The organism is Congzhengia sp. (assembly GCF_037235575.1).
Classification (GTDB): domain Bacteria; phylum Bacillota; class Clostridia; order UBA1381; family UBA9506; genus Congzhengia; species Congzhengia minquanensis.
Genome location: NZ_JAXUNN010000027.1, coordinates 1 through 15,680, shown reverse-complemented (window position 1 = coordinate 15,680; position 15,680 = coordinate 1). Strand labels below are relative to the sequence as shown.

General features: G+C 46.2%; 12 protein-coding genes. 10 read left to right on the top strand and 2 right to left on the bottom strand.

The features are described 5' to 3' along the window. The 9 genes from WIG73_RS05425 to WIG73_RS05385 form a co-directional block, all read left to right on the top strand. Positions 1 to 3,132, top strand: a 3,132-nt coding sequence (locus WIG73_RS05425; protein ID WP_337399599.1) for an acetylxylan esterase, incomplete at its 5' end; no start/stop codon positions are given. Between the two features lie 152 nt (positions 3,133 to 3,284). Then, positions 3,285 to 3,779 (top strand): DUF177 domain-containing protein, encoded by a 495-nt coding sequence (locus tag WIG73_RS05420; protein WP_177680031.1) that lies wholly within the window; start codon positions 3,285 to 3,287, stop codon positions 3,777 to 3,779. A 21-nt stretch (positions 3,780 to 3,800) separates the two neighbouring features. After that, positions 3,801 to 3,980, top strand: coding sequence for a 50S ribosomal protein L32 (gene rpmF, locus WIG73_RS05415; RefSeq protein WP_177680030.1), 180 nt, complete (start codon positions 3,801 to 3,803; stop codon positions 3,978 to 3,980). 106 nt (positions 3,981 to 4,086) lie between these two features. After that, entirely contained in the window at positions 4,087 to 5,394 is a 1,308-nt protein-coding gene (locus WIG73_RS05410; protein ID WP_337399598.1) for a DUF512 domain-containing protein, read from the top strand. A 17-nt stretch (positions 5,395 to 5,411) separates the two neighbouring features. Continuing rightward, positions 5,412 to 6,761: a ribosome biogenesis GTPase Der gene (der, locus tag WIG73_RS05405; protein WP_337399597.1), complete on the top strand. Its 1,350-nt coding sequence runs from the start codon at positions 5,412 to 5,414 to the stop codon at positions 6,759 to 6,761. Positions 6,762 to 6,776: 15 nt separating this feature from the next. Continuing rightward, a complete protein-coding gene (gene plsY / locus WIG73_RS05400) occupies positions 6,777 to 7,418 on the top strand; it encodes a glycerol-3-phosphate 1-O-acyltransferase PlsY (RefSeq protein ID WP_337399596.1) in 642 nt (213 codons plus the stop codon). 66 nt (positions 7,419 to 7,484) lie between these two features. Then, positions 7,485 to 8,495 carry an NAD(P)H-dependent glycerol-3-phosphate dehydrogenase gene (locus WIG73_RS05395; protein ID WP_177679611.1) on the top strand — a complete coding sequence of 337 codons (1,011 nt, stop codon included), beginning with the start codon at positions 7,485 to 7,487 and terminating at the stop codon, positions 8,493 to 8,495. A 302-nt stretch (positions 8,496 to 8,797) separates the two neighbouring features. Then, positions 8,798 to 9,739, top strand: a complete 942-nt coding sequence (gene ftsY / locus WIG73_RS05390) for a signal recognition particle-docking protein FtsY (protein ID WP_337399600.1) — start codon at positions 8,798 to 8,800, stop codon at positions 9,737 to 9,739. Between the two features lie 24 nt (positions 9,740 to 9,763). Then, positions 9,764 to 12,634: a UPF0182 family protein gene (locus WIG73_RS05385; RefSeq protein ID WP_337399595.1), complete on the top strand. Its 2,871-nt coding sequence runs from the start codon at positions 9,764 to 9,766 to the stop codon at positions 12,632 to 12,634. A 245-nt stretch (positions 12,635 to 12,879) separates the two neighbouring features. On the opposite strand, the gene WIG73_RS05380 is transcribed toward WIG73_RS05385, so the two are convergent. Both WIG73_RS05380 and WIG73_RS05375 read right to left on the bottom strand, forming a co-directional pair. Then, positions 12,880 to 14,115, bottom strand: coding sequence for a hypothetical protein (locus WIG73_RS05380; RefSeq protein ID WP_337399594.1), 1,236 nt, complete (start codon positions 14,113 to 14,115; stop codon positions 12,880 to 12,882). A 48-nt stretch (positions 14,116 to 14,163) separates the two neighbouring features. Beyond that, positions 14,164 to 14,694: an isochorismatase family protein gene (locus WIG73_RS05375; RefSeq protein ID WP_337399593.1), complete on the bottom strand. Its 531-nt coding sequence runs from the start codon at positions 14,692 to 14,694 to the stop codon at positions 14,164 to 14,166. 113 nt (positions 14,695 to 14,807) lie between these two features. On the opposite strand from WIG73_RS05375, the gene WIG73_RS05370 reads away from it, so the two are divergent. Further along, positions 14,808 to 15,680 (top strand): hypothetical protein (locus WIG73_RS05370; RefSeq protein ID WP_337399592.1); only part of this gene is annotated, 873 nt, incomplete at its 3' end.

Sequence of the window (15,680 nt, the reverse complement as noted above, 5' to 3'; positions counted from 1 at the left end):
TCAGCGCAGGAGGATATTACAGCTGACCCGATGACGTTTGCAGTGAATAAAGACACCATCACCGCAACAACAGCGGCATCAAATGACCAATATGATTATTGTATGGTGCTGCGCAAGGATAAATATTTCGAGTACACCGTACATACAGAATCTGCTGCGCGGTATCAATTAACAGTAAACGCTGGAACAATATCAGACAGTGAACAGATGAGCGTTTCGGTAAATGATGTTTCGCAGCTTGAAAATGTAACGCTTGCAAACACGGGTGACTATAAAGCGCGTGATCCCCATGAGCTTGGCAGCATAACGCTGGCACCCGGAGCAAATGTAATTAAATTTAGTTCACCGGCAGGACCGAATGGAATTTTGATTATATCGTTTACGCTGACCAAATTGGAAGATGTATATCAGTATCACATTCCCACCACAAAACCGGAAGATGTTGACAATTTTGACATTGGTGCTGGAAGTTCCCCAATCGGCTGGTATCCAGCAGATAATTCTGAATGTATCATTATGAGGGGAAATGCTAACGGCAACTCTTGGGTCGAAAAGGAAATTACTGTGCAGGAAGCCGGTTGGTATGGCGTGACCGTTAAATTGGGAGCAAGTTCGCAGTATGAAACTGGCTTAACATTAAAGGCTTCGGTGGGCGGCAAGTCGACGTCTAGAACCGTAGAGGTTACAAGCTCATATACCTCGTATGAGGACCGATATATTGGAAAATTGTATTTAGAAGAAGGCGCACAAACTGTTCGGCTTGAAGTAACAAGTAAGGCTGCTTTTGTTAAGTCGTTCACTCTGGAAAATAAGCTTGAAGATGATTTTGTAAACGGTGCGCTGAATTATGACATTAGCCCAACAATGGTAAGCTCCATGAATGGATACACCGAAGGCGATGCTGACTGCAGCTATTCTTGGTGTATGAATTTAAGAGGCTCAAAAAGTTTTGGAATCAGCATTTATACCGAAAAGGCAATCAGCTATCTGATAACCGCAAGATACGGCGCAGCGTCAGACGGCCAATCTATTGACGTTGCGGTTAACGGTTATAAACAGATTGAGAAAGCGCCGGTTGACAACGGCGGCAGCTATACCTGCACAGACGGGCACATTATCGGCGTTGTAAACTTAAACCGCGGCATGAACGAAGTGACGTTTGCGCTGGGCGCAGGCTCTACAGATGCGGTTGTTATGGATTCTGTTCAGTTCGCTCTTGCCGACAGTTTCCAAGAGGGTGTGTTTACAGCGTGGGTGCAGGAAAACCGCGTGCCGGAATATTTCTTCCCGGCTGAGGCAAACTCAGGTTTTTACACAGCAGGCGGACAAAAATGCGCCACCATGCGGGCAACGTCCTGGGTGGAATATGATGTTTATACAGAAGAAGAAAGAACTGTAAGTATGTTAATCGACATGGCAAGTTCAGAAAACATTACGTTCTCTGCTTCGGTTAACGGCGAAACACAGATTTCAAAAGAAAATATTGGTGTGCCCAGTTCGGGCTACACGGCTTTTGCAACAGTTGCATCTGCTGGAATGTTAACCATTCCGGCTGGTCATAGCGTGATCCGCTATACCCAGGAAGTAGGCGCGGGTAACCTTAGAAGCCTCACTTTTGAAGAAGCGGACAGAAACGAAGCAGTTATTACGAACTTTGCAATTCGAAATGCAGACGGCAACAGAATGCCTTTTGCAGTAACAGAGGGCCTGAAAGGCTATGCAGTGGCTTCTGTTAAAAAGCTGGGCGAAGCTGACGATAAAATGATGTTGATTATTGCACAGTATGCAAACGACACCTCGCTGGTTGGCGTTTCTCAAACAACTGTGGACGTGTCGCAAATGGCAAACCGCGAAACAAAAGAGTTTCAGACAGAAATTACCCTAAAAGGGGAGGGCGGTTACGTGAAAGCGTTTTTGATGAGAGAGGGAAGTTTCGAACCCTTATCGAAGGCACAATCCTATGTAGAAACGAAGATTTTCCCAGAGAACGTTTTAGAAACAAGCGTTTCCTATGAACCGGCAACGAACGTTTTGAATAACGACGGCGAAAATTATGCGGAATATGGCATACATGACGCTGACTATGATGTTGATGCTATTTTCTATGACGGCTACAAAGACACCAAGGTGTTTGCCTATATCGGAATTCCAAAAGGCGCAACGCCTGAAAATCCTGTTCCTGCCATGGTATTAGTACACGGCGGTATAGGGAAAGCGGAACAATCCTGGGTGAAGAAATGGAACGACTTAGGCTACGCTGCAATTGCAATGGATTTATACGGCTGCGGCCCGGAGGACGATCCTAACTCTTACAGCGGTTCAGGCAAGAAAAAACACCCATACGCAGGCGTGGCTCCCTGGGATTTCTCGGCAGACTTTGAAAACGCAGGGATGTATCAAACGGTGATTAACGTTATCAACGGACACACGCTTCTGCGCAGTGACAGCCGTGTAGATACTTCAAGAATCGGCATTACCGGAATTTCCTGGGGCGGAATTACAACCACAACAGTTTGCGGTGTTGACAACCGGTTTATGTTTGCTGTTCCCGTTTATGGCTGCGGCTACTTAGACCAGTGCAAGACCTATTTCGGTTCTAAGTTTGACAGCGCAAGCCAATCCATTGCTTGGGATCCGGCAAACTTTGCTGCAAAGGCCCAAATGCCTGTTATGTTGGTAAACAGCGATGCCGACCAGCATTTCTCTATCAATTCCTCATCGTTAACCTACGGCGTATTAAAGGATGGATATTTAAGCATTCACCATGGCCTGAGTCACTCACAGGGGGCGGGCGACAGTATTCAACAGGTTTATGATTTTGCAGACAACATGTTTAAGGGCAACAACCCTTATATCAGAATAAGCAGTGCAACGGCTGAAAACGGCGTTTTAACGGCAGATTGCGAAATCCCGTCGGGCACAACCATTTCGGGCGTGACGATGTATTATATTAATACCACGGAGCTTCCGTCAGACGGCGGCTCGAACATTAATTGGACAGCCGTTACAGACTATTCAGAAAATAACGGAACGGTTACGGTGAACATTCCCGCCGGTGCAACCTATGTTTATGCTTCTATAACAGATAACAACGGCGCGATTATGAGCACAAAATTTTTAAAAGTGAAATAAAAGGATAATATGGCCGCGCAGAAGAATTTGCGCGGCCATTCTTTTCTAATTTATAAAAAAAGCTTGACATTTCGCAAGATAATTAGTATAATATATAATTGCATTGTGCAATTGATGTTTGGCACAGGGAAACAGAAAGGCGGCAAAGCAGCATGATTTGCGATTTGAGTACCGTTTTGAATAACGACGGCGCATGTCTTACCATCTCCGGAACTGTTGACGCGGGAAATGCGGCGGACGGTTTAGGCGTTACTTTTTCAAACGGCGTCTGCGTGACAGGTGAAATTGTGTGCCGCAGCGATGTGTTAGAACTTTCCGCCCATGTGGAAGGAACGTTTCATACAAACTGTGCACGGTGTTTGAAAGAATTAGAGCTTCCGCTGTCGTTTGATTTTACCGAAACCTTAACGCAGAACAGTGAAGAAATTGACGACAAAGATTCTGTGATTGTCTTTTCCGGCACCACGGTGGATTTGTCTGAAATTGTTTCGAGTAATATTTTACTTAACTTGTCATACAAATATCTTTGCAGTGAGGATTGCCGCGGTCTCTGCCCAAAGTGTGGAGCAGATTTAAACGACGGGCCATGCGGCTGTGAAGATGACGAAATCGATCCAAGATGGGAAAAATTAAAAAATTTTAAGTGATACATTCAGGAGGTGTGAAACATGGCAGTACCTAAGAGAAAAACCTCAAAGGCCAGACGTGATAAAAGAAGAGCAAACTGGAAACTTAGTATTCCCGGTTTTGTAAGCTGCCCGAAATGCGGCGAGCCGATTATGGGCCACAGAGTTTGCAAGGCTTGTGGATATTACAACGGCAAAGAAGTTGTAAAAAAAGAAGCGTAATTGAAACAAAAAGAGGGTAGAGAAGGCGTTTACAGTCTTCTCTATTTTTACTTTTCGTCGATTTTTAGCGGAAAAAGCGCTCATTTACAGTTAACGGAGGAAAGAAATGAAGCACGGAGCATATGTTTTGTCGGTGGACCCAGGCAGCATTGCAGAGGAATTGGAACTTCTCCCCGGCGACCTGATTGTATCCATTGACGGACAGAAAATCACGGATTATCTTGATTATAAATTTTTAGCCACCAACGAGCACATTGTCATGGAGGTTTTAAAGGGAAACGGCGAGCTGTTTGAGTTTGAAATTTATAATGAGGATTTGGAAGATTTGGGAATCAATTTTGAAAATATGCTGTTCGACAGCCCAAAAAGCTGCCAGAACAAGTGTATTTTCTGTTTTATTGACCAAATGCCAAAGGGAATGCGCGATTCACTTTATTTTAAAGACGACGACTCCCGGCTTTCGTTTCTTTATGGAAATTATGTGACGCTGACCAACATGAAAATCGAGGATATTATGCGGTTAATCCGCTACCGAATCTCTCCGGTGAACATTTCGGTTCACACCACAAATCCGGATCTGCGCGTATTCATGCTGAAGAATAAGCGGGCAAACCAGATTTTAGACCACATTCAGCTGCTTGCCAACTATGAAATTGAAATGAATATGCAGATTGTGCTGTGTAAGGGCATTAACGATGGGGAGGAGCTGGACCGCACAATCCGCGACCTTGCCCAATTTATGCCACATGCAAAAAGCGTGTCTGTGGTGCCGGTGGGGCTGACGAAGTGCCGGAATGGACTTTATCCCTTAGTACCCTTTGAAAAAGAGGACTGCGCGGCCGTTGTCCGACAGATAAAAAACTTGCAGGAACGGTTTTTAAAAGAACATGGCACCCGGTTTGTTTATGCCTCAGACGAGTTTTTTATCAATGCCGGAATGGAGCTTCCGGAAGAAAGCGAATATGAGGACTTTCCCCAAATTGAAAACGGCGTAGGTATGATTGCTTCGATGGAGGCGGAGTTTATGCGAGCACTTGCGCCGGACTTAAAACCGCAGGGAACGGCTAAAACGGTTGTTGCAACGGGAGAAATTTCCTATGAATTTATAAAAAAGCTGGTAAATATCGTAAAAATGCGATATAATATGAATAATATAGAAGTTGTAGGAATAAAAAATGAGTTGTTCGGCGGCAGAGTGACCGTTTCGGGCCTGCTTGGCGGCTCTGATTTAATCCGCGCATTACAGGATAAACAAGCAGACCGCGTTCTGATTACGGAATCGATGCTGAAAGCAGACGAGGACGTGTTCTTAGACGATTACACGCTTTCGGAAACGGAAAAAAGACTGAACATGAAAATAGTGCCGGTGAAAAATGACGGCGAAGCCTTCTTAAAAGCGGTTTTGGGGTATTGAGAGAAAGGAAAAGACCAATGAGAAAAGCGACAGTTGCAATTGTTGGGCGGCCTAATGTGGGCAAGTCCACGCTGTTTAACAAAATTGTGGGAACCAGGGTGTCGATTGTAGACGACACGCCCGGCGTTACCCGCGACAGAATCTATATGGAGGCCGAATGGCTGGGGCGCCGTTTTATGCTGATTGACACGGGCGGCATTGAACCTGCCACAGATGACGAAATTTTAAAGGGAATGCGCACCCAGGCTGAAATAGCAATTGAGCGGGCAGACTGCGTTATTTTAATGACCAATATTCACGAGGGGTTAACCGCGGCCGACGCCGATGTGGCGGCCATGCTGATGAAAGCGGGAAAACCCACGGTTTTAGCGGTGAACAAGGTAGACAGCGGCGGCCAGCCGCCGATGGATTTCTATGAGTTTTATAACCTGGGGCTTGGCGACCCTGTTGCAATCTCCTCCACCCATGGACTTGGCGTAGGCGATTTGCTGGACGAAGTGTTTGCTAAAATTCCCGAGGAATTGTTTCAGGAAAACGAAGATGACAGCGGCTCCCTCCGGGTTGCGATTGTGGGAAAACCCAATGCGGGAAAATCGTCTTTGGTAAATCAAATTTTAGGCGAAGAGCGCGTAATTGTAAGCGACGTTGCCGGAACCACCCGGGACGCGGTAGACACAAGCTTTGAAAAGGATGGAAAGACTTATACCTTAGTGGATACTGCGGGAATGCGCAAACGCGGCAAGGTGGACAAAGGGATTGAACGCTACAGCGTGCTGCGTTCCCTCTCCGCCGTGGACAACTGCGACGTGTGTGTGATTGTGGTAGACGCAAATGAGGGCATTTCCGAACAGGACTCGAAAATTGCCGGCTATGCCCACGAAAAGGGCAAGGCGTCTATCATTGCGGTGAACAAGTGGGACTTGATTGAAAAAGACACAAACACAATGAAACAGTTCCGCGAAAAGGTGAATTTAGAGCTGGGCTTCATGCTGTACGCACCGCAGATTTACATTTCTGCATTAACGGGCCAGCGCGTGGGCAAGCTGTTTGAACTGATCAATTTTGTGCATGAACAAAATTCCATGCGCATTAAAACCGGCATGCTAAACGACGTGCTGGGCGAGGCCACCATGAAGGTGCAGCCGCCGTCTGACAAGGGGAAACGGCTGAAAATTTATTATATGACCCAGGCTTCTACGTGCCCGCCTACCTTTGTTGTGTTTGTAAACGACAAAGAGTTGATGCACTTTTCCTATCTGCGTTATTTGGAAAATCAAATCCGCGGGGTGTTTGGCCTGGAGGGAACGCCGGTGCGGTTTATTGTTCGGGAACGGAAGAATGAAAAAACAAAAGGAAGCAAGGAATAAATCAGGAGGAGTTTTATGGTTTGGGCACTTTTCATCAGCGCTGTTTTGGGCTATCTCATTGGCAGCGTCAACACATCTATCGTACTTTCCAAACTGAAGAAAAATGATATACGGCAGCACGGAAGCGGCAATGCCGGAGCTACAAACACGCTCCGCGTAATGGGAAAAACTGCGGCGGCGTTCGTGCTGTTGGGCGATGCGTTAAAGGCCGTTGTTTCTATTCTGCTGGCGTGGCTGGTGGCCTATTTGTTCCGCCAGGGGCCGGATATTGTGGCCTACTGCAAGTATATTGCGGCATTAACCACAGTTTTGGGCCACAATTTTCCCGTGTTTTTCGGATTTCGCGGCGGAAAGGGCATTTTAACATCGGTTGCGGTAATGTTTATGTTAGACTGGCGCATTGCGCTAATTGTGCTGTTCGTGGGAGTTATGCTCATTGTGCTCACCCGATATGTATCGCTGGGATCGCTGGCCGGCTGTGCGTTATATCCGCTGTTTGCACTGGCGTTTTACAGCAGCGAGCCGCTTTTGTATAAAAAAATGCAGATTGTTTTAGCGCTTCTTTTGGGGCTGTTGGGCATTTGGCGTCACAAAAGCAACATTAAAAAACTGCTGGCGGGTACAGAATCGAAAATCGGTGAAAAGGCAAAACAATAACAGAAAGCACCTTGCGGCCCGCAGGGCGCAGACAGAATGAATTCGGGCAGAAAGGCATTTAGGGGTATGAAAATTGCAGTAATTGGTTCCGGCAGCTGGGGGTGCGCAATATCCGCAGTTTTGGCAAACAAGGGCAACGACGTTTGCCTTTGGTCTTATTTTCAGGAAGAAAGCGATGCGTTAAAAACCAACAGAGAAAACAGAAAGAACCTTCCGGGGCTGATTTTGCCGGACAACATTACATTTACCTCCGATTTGGAAGCCGCGGTGCGCGGACGCAGTGTAATCGTTATGGTAACGCCGTCGGCAGTTGTGGGGGACACTGCAAGGAAAATGAGGCCGTATGTGGAAAGCGGCGCAGCTATTGTCTGTGCGTCTAAGGGATTTGACTCTGAAACGCAGAAAACGTTGACGCAGACCATTGAAGACCATATCCCCAACGCCCTCGTAGCCGCATTGTCCGGCCCCTCCCACGCGGAGGAAGTGGCCAAACAAAAGCCCACAACGCTGGTTGCGGCAAGCCGCAATTTAACTGCGGCAAAAATGCTTCAGGACTTGTTCATGACAGATTATTTACGAGTATATACCAGTTCCGACGTTTTGGGCGTGGAGCTGGGCGGGGCGTTAAAAAACGTGATTGCCCTGTGCGCCGGAATTTCAGACGGTCTGGGATTGGGTGACAACGCAAAAGCCGCGCTGATGACCCGGGGCATGACAGAGATTGCGCGGCTGGGCACGGCGCTGGGGGCTTCACTTTCCACGTTCAGCGGACTTTCCGGCATGGGCGATTTAATTGTTACCTGCACCAGCATGCATTCCAGAAACCGCAGGGCAGGGATATTGATTGGTCGGGGAAAATCCGTAAAAGAAGCCATGGAGGAGGTAAACATGGTGGTTGAGGGCGTTTATGCCGCAAAGGAGGCACACAAGCTTTCCAAACGGCTGGGAATTGAGATGCCCATCACAGAGCAGGCCTACCGTGTACTGTTTGAAGGGGCTAGCCCGAAAGAGGCGGTGGAGGAGCTTATGACGAGAGATAAAAAACACGAGTCCGACAACGGGTTTGTGTCGAAATAGACAGGTTAACGGAGTGAGAAGACATGTTTAAGTGGTTTAATAAAAACAAAAAGGAAAAAACAAGCAAAGATCTGATTGAAAACGTATTAAACGAGGCGGAAAAGTTAAACGCCTTTGACAAACCGGAAGAAGCCCCTGAAGGGTGGGGCAGCGAACCGGTTTTAGAAGAAGTTCAGGAGCAGACAGAGGAAGAGGAGGCAAGCGGCGCTCAGGAAGAAGCAGCCGCGCAGGAGGACTTTTCTGAAACTGTTGCACAACCGGAGGAAGAACCAATTGAAGCGGTTGATTATATTGAGGACACCGTGCAGGAAAAGAAGCCGAAAAAGGGCTTTTTTGCAAGACTGAAAGAGGGACTAACCAAAACCCGTGACGCGATTTTCGGACGGCTGGACAGTGTTTTTTCAGCATTTCAGTCTGTAGACGAGGAATTGTTTGAAGAACTGGAGGAAACGCTTATCATGGCGGACATCGGCGTGGATACGTCGGTATATATGATTGAAGCGCTTCGCACCAGGGCAAAGGAGAAGCACATAACAGACCCTGCGGAGCTGAAAATTGAACTGAAAAACGTAATATCTGAAATTTTAATGGGGCAAGACTCTGTTTGCCATTTGGAGGATTCGCCGTCGGTCATTATGGTAATCGGCGTGAACGGCGTGGGCAAAACCACGTCGATTGGAAAAATGGCGCACTATTACCAATCCCAGGGGAAAAAGGTGATTTTGGCGGCGGCGGACACGTTTCGCGCCGCGGCAATCGACCAACTGCAAATTTGGGCCCAGCGGGCAGAGGTTGAAATTGTAAAGCACAAGGAGGGCTCCGATCCGTCGGCAGTGGTGTTTGATGCGATTCAGGCCGCCAAGGCAAGGGGAGCGGATATTGTAATCTGCGACACGGCAGGCAGGCTTCATAACAAGAAAAACCTGATGGAGGAGCTGGCAAAAACCGCCCGGGTGATTGAGCGGGAAACAGGAAAGCCGGCCTCGGAGGTACTTTTGGTGTTAGACGCCTCCACAGGCCAGAATGCGCTGATTCAGGCAAAGGAATTTGCCAATGCGGCGCACATTACAGGCGTAGTTTTAACCAAGCTGGACGGGACGGCAAAGGGCGGCGTTATCATTGCGCTGTCGCGGGAGCAAAACATTGGCGTTAAGTTCATTGGCGTGGGCGAAGGAATTGACGATTTGCAGGAATTTGATCCTAAGGAGTTTGCAAAAGCGCTGTTTCCTGAAAATGAAGAATAGCAGAACATAAGAAGGAGTGATTTCATGGATTTGAAAAACGGTTTTGGCGGCTTTGGCGGTTTTGGAAACTTCGGCGGCGCCGGCAGCGACGGAAGCGGCGGGCCTAACGGCTTTGGCAGTGCGAAAGATATGGCCGAAAAGTTTAAACAGGGCAAAGACAAAATGACAAGAGGGAAAAAGATTTTACTCATTGTAATTGTCGCGCTGGTTCTTCTGGTTCTGTTTGCCGGACGGATTTTAAACTTTGTAATGGACATTTGGCAGGTAAACGAGGTTGGAAGCGGCTATACAGACATCTTCTGGAAAAACTTTTTCTGCCGTTTGGCGGTGTCTGCATCTGGATTTTTAATTGTCTTTATCGCGGCAACCATCAACCTGTTTGTTTTGCGCAGGCTTGCGTTTATTAAGCACACCAACGTTTCATTTTTAGAAAAGAAATGGCCCTATTTTCTGTTTGCTCTGGTGTTTTCCGTTGTTTTCGGCGGGATTATGGGAGAAAACGCATATGTAGAGCTGTTAACGGCGTTAAATTACACAGATTTTAATACTGTAGATCCGCTTTTTGGACGCGACATTGGTTATTACGTTTTTATTCGGCCGTTTTTTAACACCATAGTCACATCGCTTAAGAGTGTGTTCCTGCTTCAAGCCATTTTAGTTGCGGTGGTTTATGTTGCTGTGTTTATGATGAGTGGCATTCGGAACGTGAAAGAAATGGTTATAACCCAGCGGGGAGCGCTGACCCACGTTTTGGCAAACGTGCTTCTTTACTACATCACCATGATTTTCTCCTACCGTTTGGCGGCGGAAGGATTGATGTACGGCAAGTTTGGCGGAAACGGCGACATTGTGGGCGCAGGTTTTATTGAAACGAATATCTGGCTGAAGTATTACCAGTTTGCCCCGTATATTATTTTGGCGGCAGTGTTGTTTGCAGTGTTTTTCCTGTGGCGGAAAAAGTATAAAGCGTCTATTGGATTTGTGGCGGCTGTGCCTGCAATTTATTTGGCAGTGCTGCTTGTTTCTGTCTTGACGCAGCAGTTTGTGGTTGCACCGGACGAGCGGAACCATCAAACGCCGTATATTAAGCATAACATGGAGGCAACACAAAAGGCATTTGGCTTAAACGACATTCGCGAAGTGCAGTTCGACTTTAACAAGCAGCTGACAAACGATGTAATCCGCGAAAATAAAGACGAGCTTTTAAACACCCGCGTGATTGATTTTGGCGCAAGTTTAACGGCCTATAACCAGCTGCAATATTTAAGAAAATATTATACGTTTAACGACATTGACGTGGTTCCTTATAATATTGACGGGAACTTAACCGGCGTGTTTATGTCTGCCCGCGAGTTAAATAAGGAAAATTTAGAGGAATCCGCCCGGTCTTACACAAACGAGAAATTTCGCTACACCCACGGCTTCGGCGTGGCTGCCAGCCCCTTTAACCAAATTACCGAAGACGGGCAGCCTGCTTTTGTAATTAAGGACATTCCGCCGAAATCTACAAACGGTATGCCGGAAATTACCCAGCCGCGGATTTATTACGGCGAGAGCACCAACGACTATGTAATTGTTGGCTCTAACAACAAGGAGTTAGACTACTCGGAAGGCTATCAGGACATTGAATATACCTACGACGGCGATTCCGGCGTGCAGATGAGCTTCTTTAAAAAGCTGCTTTTTTCCATCTACTACGGCGACTATAAAATGTTTTTCTCCGGAAACATTGACAACAGCAGCAAAATTTTAATTAACCGCAATATCTTAGAGCGTGTGAAAATGGTTGCTCCGTTCTTTCAATATGAGGGTGACCCGTGCATTATGGTAGATGACAACGGCGCAATTAAATGGGTGGTGGACGGATATACCTACTCTGACCAATATCCTTATTCCCAAAGCTTTAATGGTGTAAACTATATCAGAAACTCCGTTAAGGCCATTGTAGACGCTTACACCGGCGATGTTAAGTTTTACATCATTGACCCGGACGACCCCATTGTGAACACCTATAAAAAGATATACCCGTCGCTGTTTGCAGACGAACCCATTCCGGAAGCAATTAAAAACCATTTGACCGTGCCCGAGGGGCTGTTTACCCTGCAGTCGAAAGTATATCAGAGATACCATTTAGACGATGCAGGACAGTTCTACGACCAGTCGGACGTTTGGCGCGTGTCTACAGAGAAATATCAGAACAATGAAGTGACGGTTACGCCCTATTTCAATATGTTTACCATTGAAGGCGAAACAGAACCGGAGCTGGTTTTGACCATTCCCTACGTGCTTGGCGATAAATATAACATGGTGGGAATTTTAATGCTGAGAAGCAGCCCGGAGCACTATGGAGAAATGGTGCTTTACCGCATTCCAAAAAGCAACACGGTTTACGGTCCGATGCAGATTGAAAATAAAATTGACAACGACCCGGACATTTCCCGTGAGATGACGCTGTGGGGTCAGGGCGGCTCAACGGTTATAAGAGGAAACCTTTTGGTAATTCCCTTCGAAAATTCCATTTTTTATGTGGAACCGGTGTATATCACGTCGCAGAACAATGCGTCGCTTCCTGAGGTGAAACGAATTATTGTTGCATATAAAGACGCGGTGGCCATGGCGCCGACGTTGGAGGAAGCGCTTTCAGAGGTTTTAAAAACCTCTGACGGGCTGAACCCCAGCCACCTGACGCAAACCACCGAACCGACGCAGCCCAATGGGGAGGATGTTACCCCTCCGGCTCAGAACAACGCGCCGGATCCAACAAAAGCGGCGGAAGAAATACAAAAAGTGTTAGATGCTTACGATGCATTTAAGTCTTCCAGCGGCAAAAATGACTGGAATAAAATGGGTCAGGATTTGGATGAATTGGATAAGGCGATTAACGGTTTGCGTTAAATCCTAACCACCTGTCAAATGGGGGATTATGATTGCTCTTTAAGCAAAATTGCCTGAAAGCATTAAAACAATTCTCGCGCCCCCTTAGGGGGCGCGAGCAAAAATAGCATGCATACAATATATGTTTCCGTGATAGAGAATGATATATTGTATGCACTTTTGTTTATTTAACTTATTTTTTATAGGCGTGTCCTTTGTGTGAGTATCAATTAACGGTTATATGTATTATTAAAAATTTATTGCCGTTACTTACGCAAAATTTCCTGAGATTTTTTTCTCATATCTCCTTTTTTTATTTCTTTTAATAACCAAAATGCGTTTATCAAATTTAAAGGAGCGCTGGAGTAGTGATTGTCAAAATCAATCCGGTCACACAGATTTGTTACCGAACTTATCACATCATCGGGCGCATCGCCGCACAAAGCACCGATGGCGGCAGCATCACCTACATTCCTCACCGGATAAAATGACTGATTTTCCTCTAAAGAGCACTGGTTTGGATTGTAGTAGGGCATCTGCCCGATATATCCGTCAAACTTTGCTGGCATGTAGCGCCAGTCCCGGTATTGATAGCAAAAATCGTTTTTGTGCTCTGGCTTGCACAGCTCCTTTGAATATAAAACTGCTTGTCTGTGGTAATGCGCAGATGCACGTTTCATAAGATTTCTATATTTACTTTTATAAATTTCATCGTCTTCGGCGTCAAACAGCAATGCAAGGGAATATTGCATTTGAAGCACGGGATAAACACCGCCAATCTTTTCGTAATCAATTTTTTCGGAATGAACGGTTGCTTCGTCACGATATGATAGGTACATCTTTTTCCAATGGTCGTCACCGCTGATTTTGAAAGCTGCGGCATAAAACATAGGCAGACGCAGATATTCGTGGGCTCCCAGCTGTCCCCACATTTTTTGTACAATACCAATTTTTCCGTCTTCCCGCAAAAGCTGAAAGTCATTTTCCTCTGTTACATCTGCTTCCATTCGTTTCGCAACGGAAACTAAGATGTTTTTCACATCTTCTTTCTGCTCACGGTCTGAAAGTCCCGAATCATAAAAACGATAGGCGCTGTATATCCAATGAGTATATTGGTCCCTTGAGCTGTTTATGTAGTGGGACACGCCGTCAAAAGGCGACACACTCCTAACAATGAAGCCGCTGCGCTCAGATACCGTTGCGCATAGCTTTAAACCTGCAAATAATTTATCGGCATATGGTTTTAATGCCTGGTCTTTCGTAACAAGATATCTTGAAACAACAGTATCCAGCATCATTGCGTTGTTAATTACGGAATCCTCCATGCCAATTCCCCAGCCACAGGGATTGGGAATTTGTCTGCGCACCATCTCAGGGCAGGGGAGAGTGCTGATTAATCCGTCTTTTTCCTGTGATACCCGGTAGTCATAAAACAGACTTGTTTTTTCATAAAACAAATTGCTCCATAAATAGTCCCAAGCTTTTTGAATTGAATCTGTCATTTGGTTTCCTCTTTCGTGTCTGCCTATTTAAAATAGCTCGGCATAATTTTATTTGTTAATTACATTTACCTGCAGTCCCTGCAAAACGTCTAACGCTGCTTCATGCAGCTTTGGGTCGGCGCTTTTTGTAAGGGAAGCATCCACTGTGATGGCTGCATTCGGATATTTTGTTTGAAACACCACGGCATTGCTGAGGACGCAGATGTTTGAAACCAGCCCAACCAGCTCAATTTCGTCTGCCTCTTTTGGAAGTTTTTTAAACACATCGTCTGAAATGTCAAGCCCAAAAGAGTTTTTGCAAAATCCGACTGCCTCCACATCCTTTAAAGCCCGGCCGGTTTCGCCGAAAACTTCCCAGCCATGGGTGTTTTTTATGCAATGTACCACGGGCAGGTTTTTGCCCTCGCGTGTGTTCAAATAGGTTTCTTCATGGGTGTCCAGCGTGTAGAATACGTTTCCTTTGCCATATTGCCGAATTTTTTCTGCTATCGGCCGGTCTAACAGTTCCGCGCCTGAAAAGCCCAAACTGCCTGTAACAAAATCGTTTTGAAAATCAATTACGATTAATATTTTTTTCATCTTTCACACCTCTTTGTCTTAATTATAGTATCATGGGCTGAAAAAGTCAACGAAACAAGTTGACTTTTCGCTCAAATTTGATAAAATGGTGAAAAGAGAAGGGAGAGATGAAAATGTTTACAGATGCAAACGAGCTGGGTTTTCTGCCTCAAAACAACGGACAGGAGAACCAAAAGGCGCTTCAGGCAGCGCTGGATTCGGGCGGGACGATTGTGGTTTCCTGTCCGGGGGAATATGCCCTTTCCGGAACGGTTTATATTGGGTCTGACACGTCGCTTATCTGCGGAAACGGCGTATATGTTAAAAAGGTGAACGACTGCGGGGGCTTTACCCATGTAATTTTAAACAAAGGCGCGTTGAAAAAGCAATATGACCATCACATTTCAATTGAAAATCTGCAAATTATGGTGAATGGGGTGGACTGCCTGGATTTTGCGGTGTTTGGCCTGCGGGGGCAGCTTGGCTTTTTTTATGTGAAAGATTTAAAAATTACGGGCTTTCGTTGTATGGATTTAGGGGAAAAACAATACGGAATACACATTTGTACCTTTCGGGATGTGTTGGTTGATGATGTGAAAATCCGCGGTGATAAGGACGGCGTGCATTTGGGATGCGGCAAGCGGTTTACCATAAGAAACGGTGTGTTTCAAACCTTTGACGATGCCATTGCGCTAAATGCTCATGACTATGATACAGGAAATCCGGAGCTGGGCTGGATTGAAAACGGCGTTGTGGAAAATTGTCACGACCTAAATGCGGAAAACACCACCGGATATTTTTGCCGGATTTTAGCGGGGGCATGGCGGGACTGGTTTACTGGCATGAAGGTGCAAAAGTCGGACACGGTGGTATCTAACGGACGGCTGTACCGAGTAAAGGCAAAGGCGGACGGAACGGTTTACACATCTTATACACAGCCTGTTCATGAAGCCGGGGAACAAGTGTTAGACGGCATTTGCTGGGTAATGGTACAAAGCGGCGCCGTT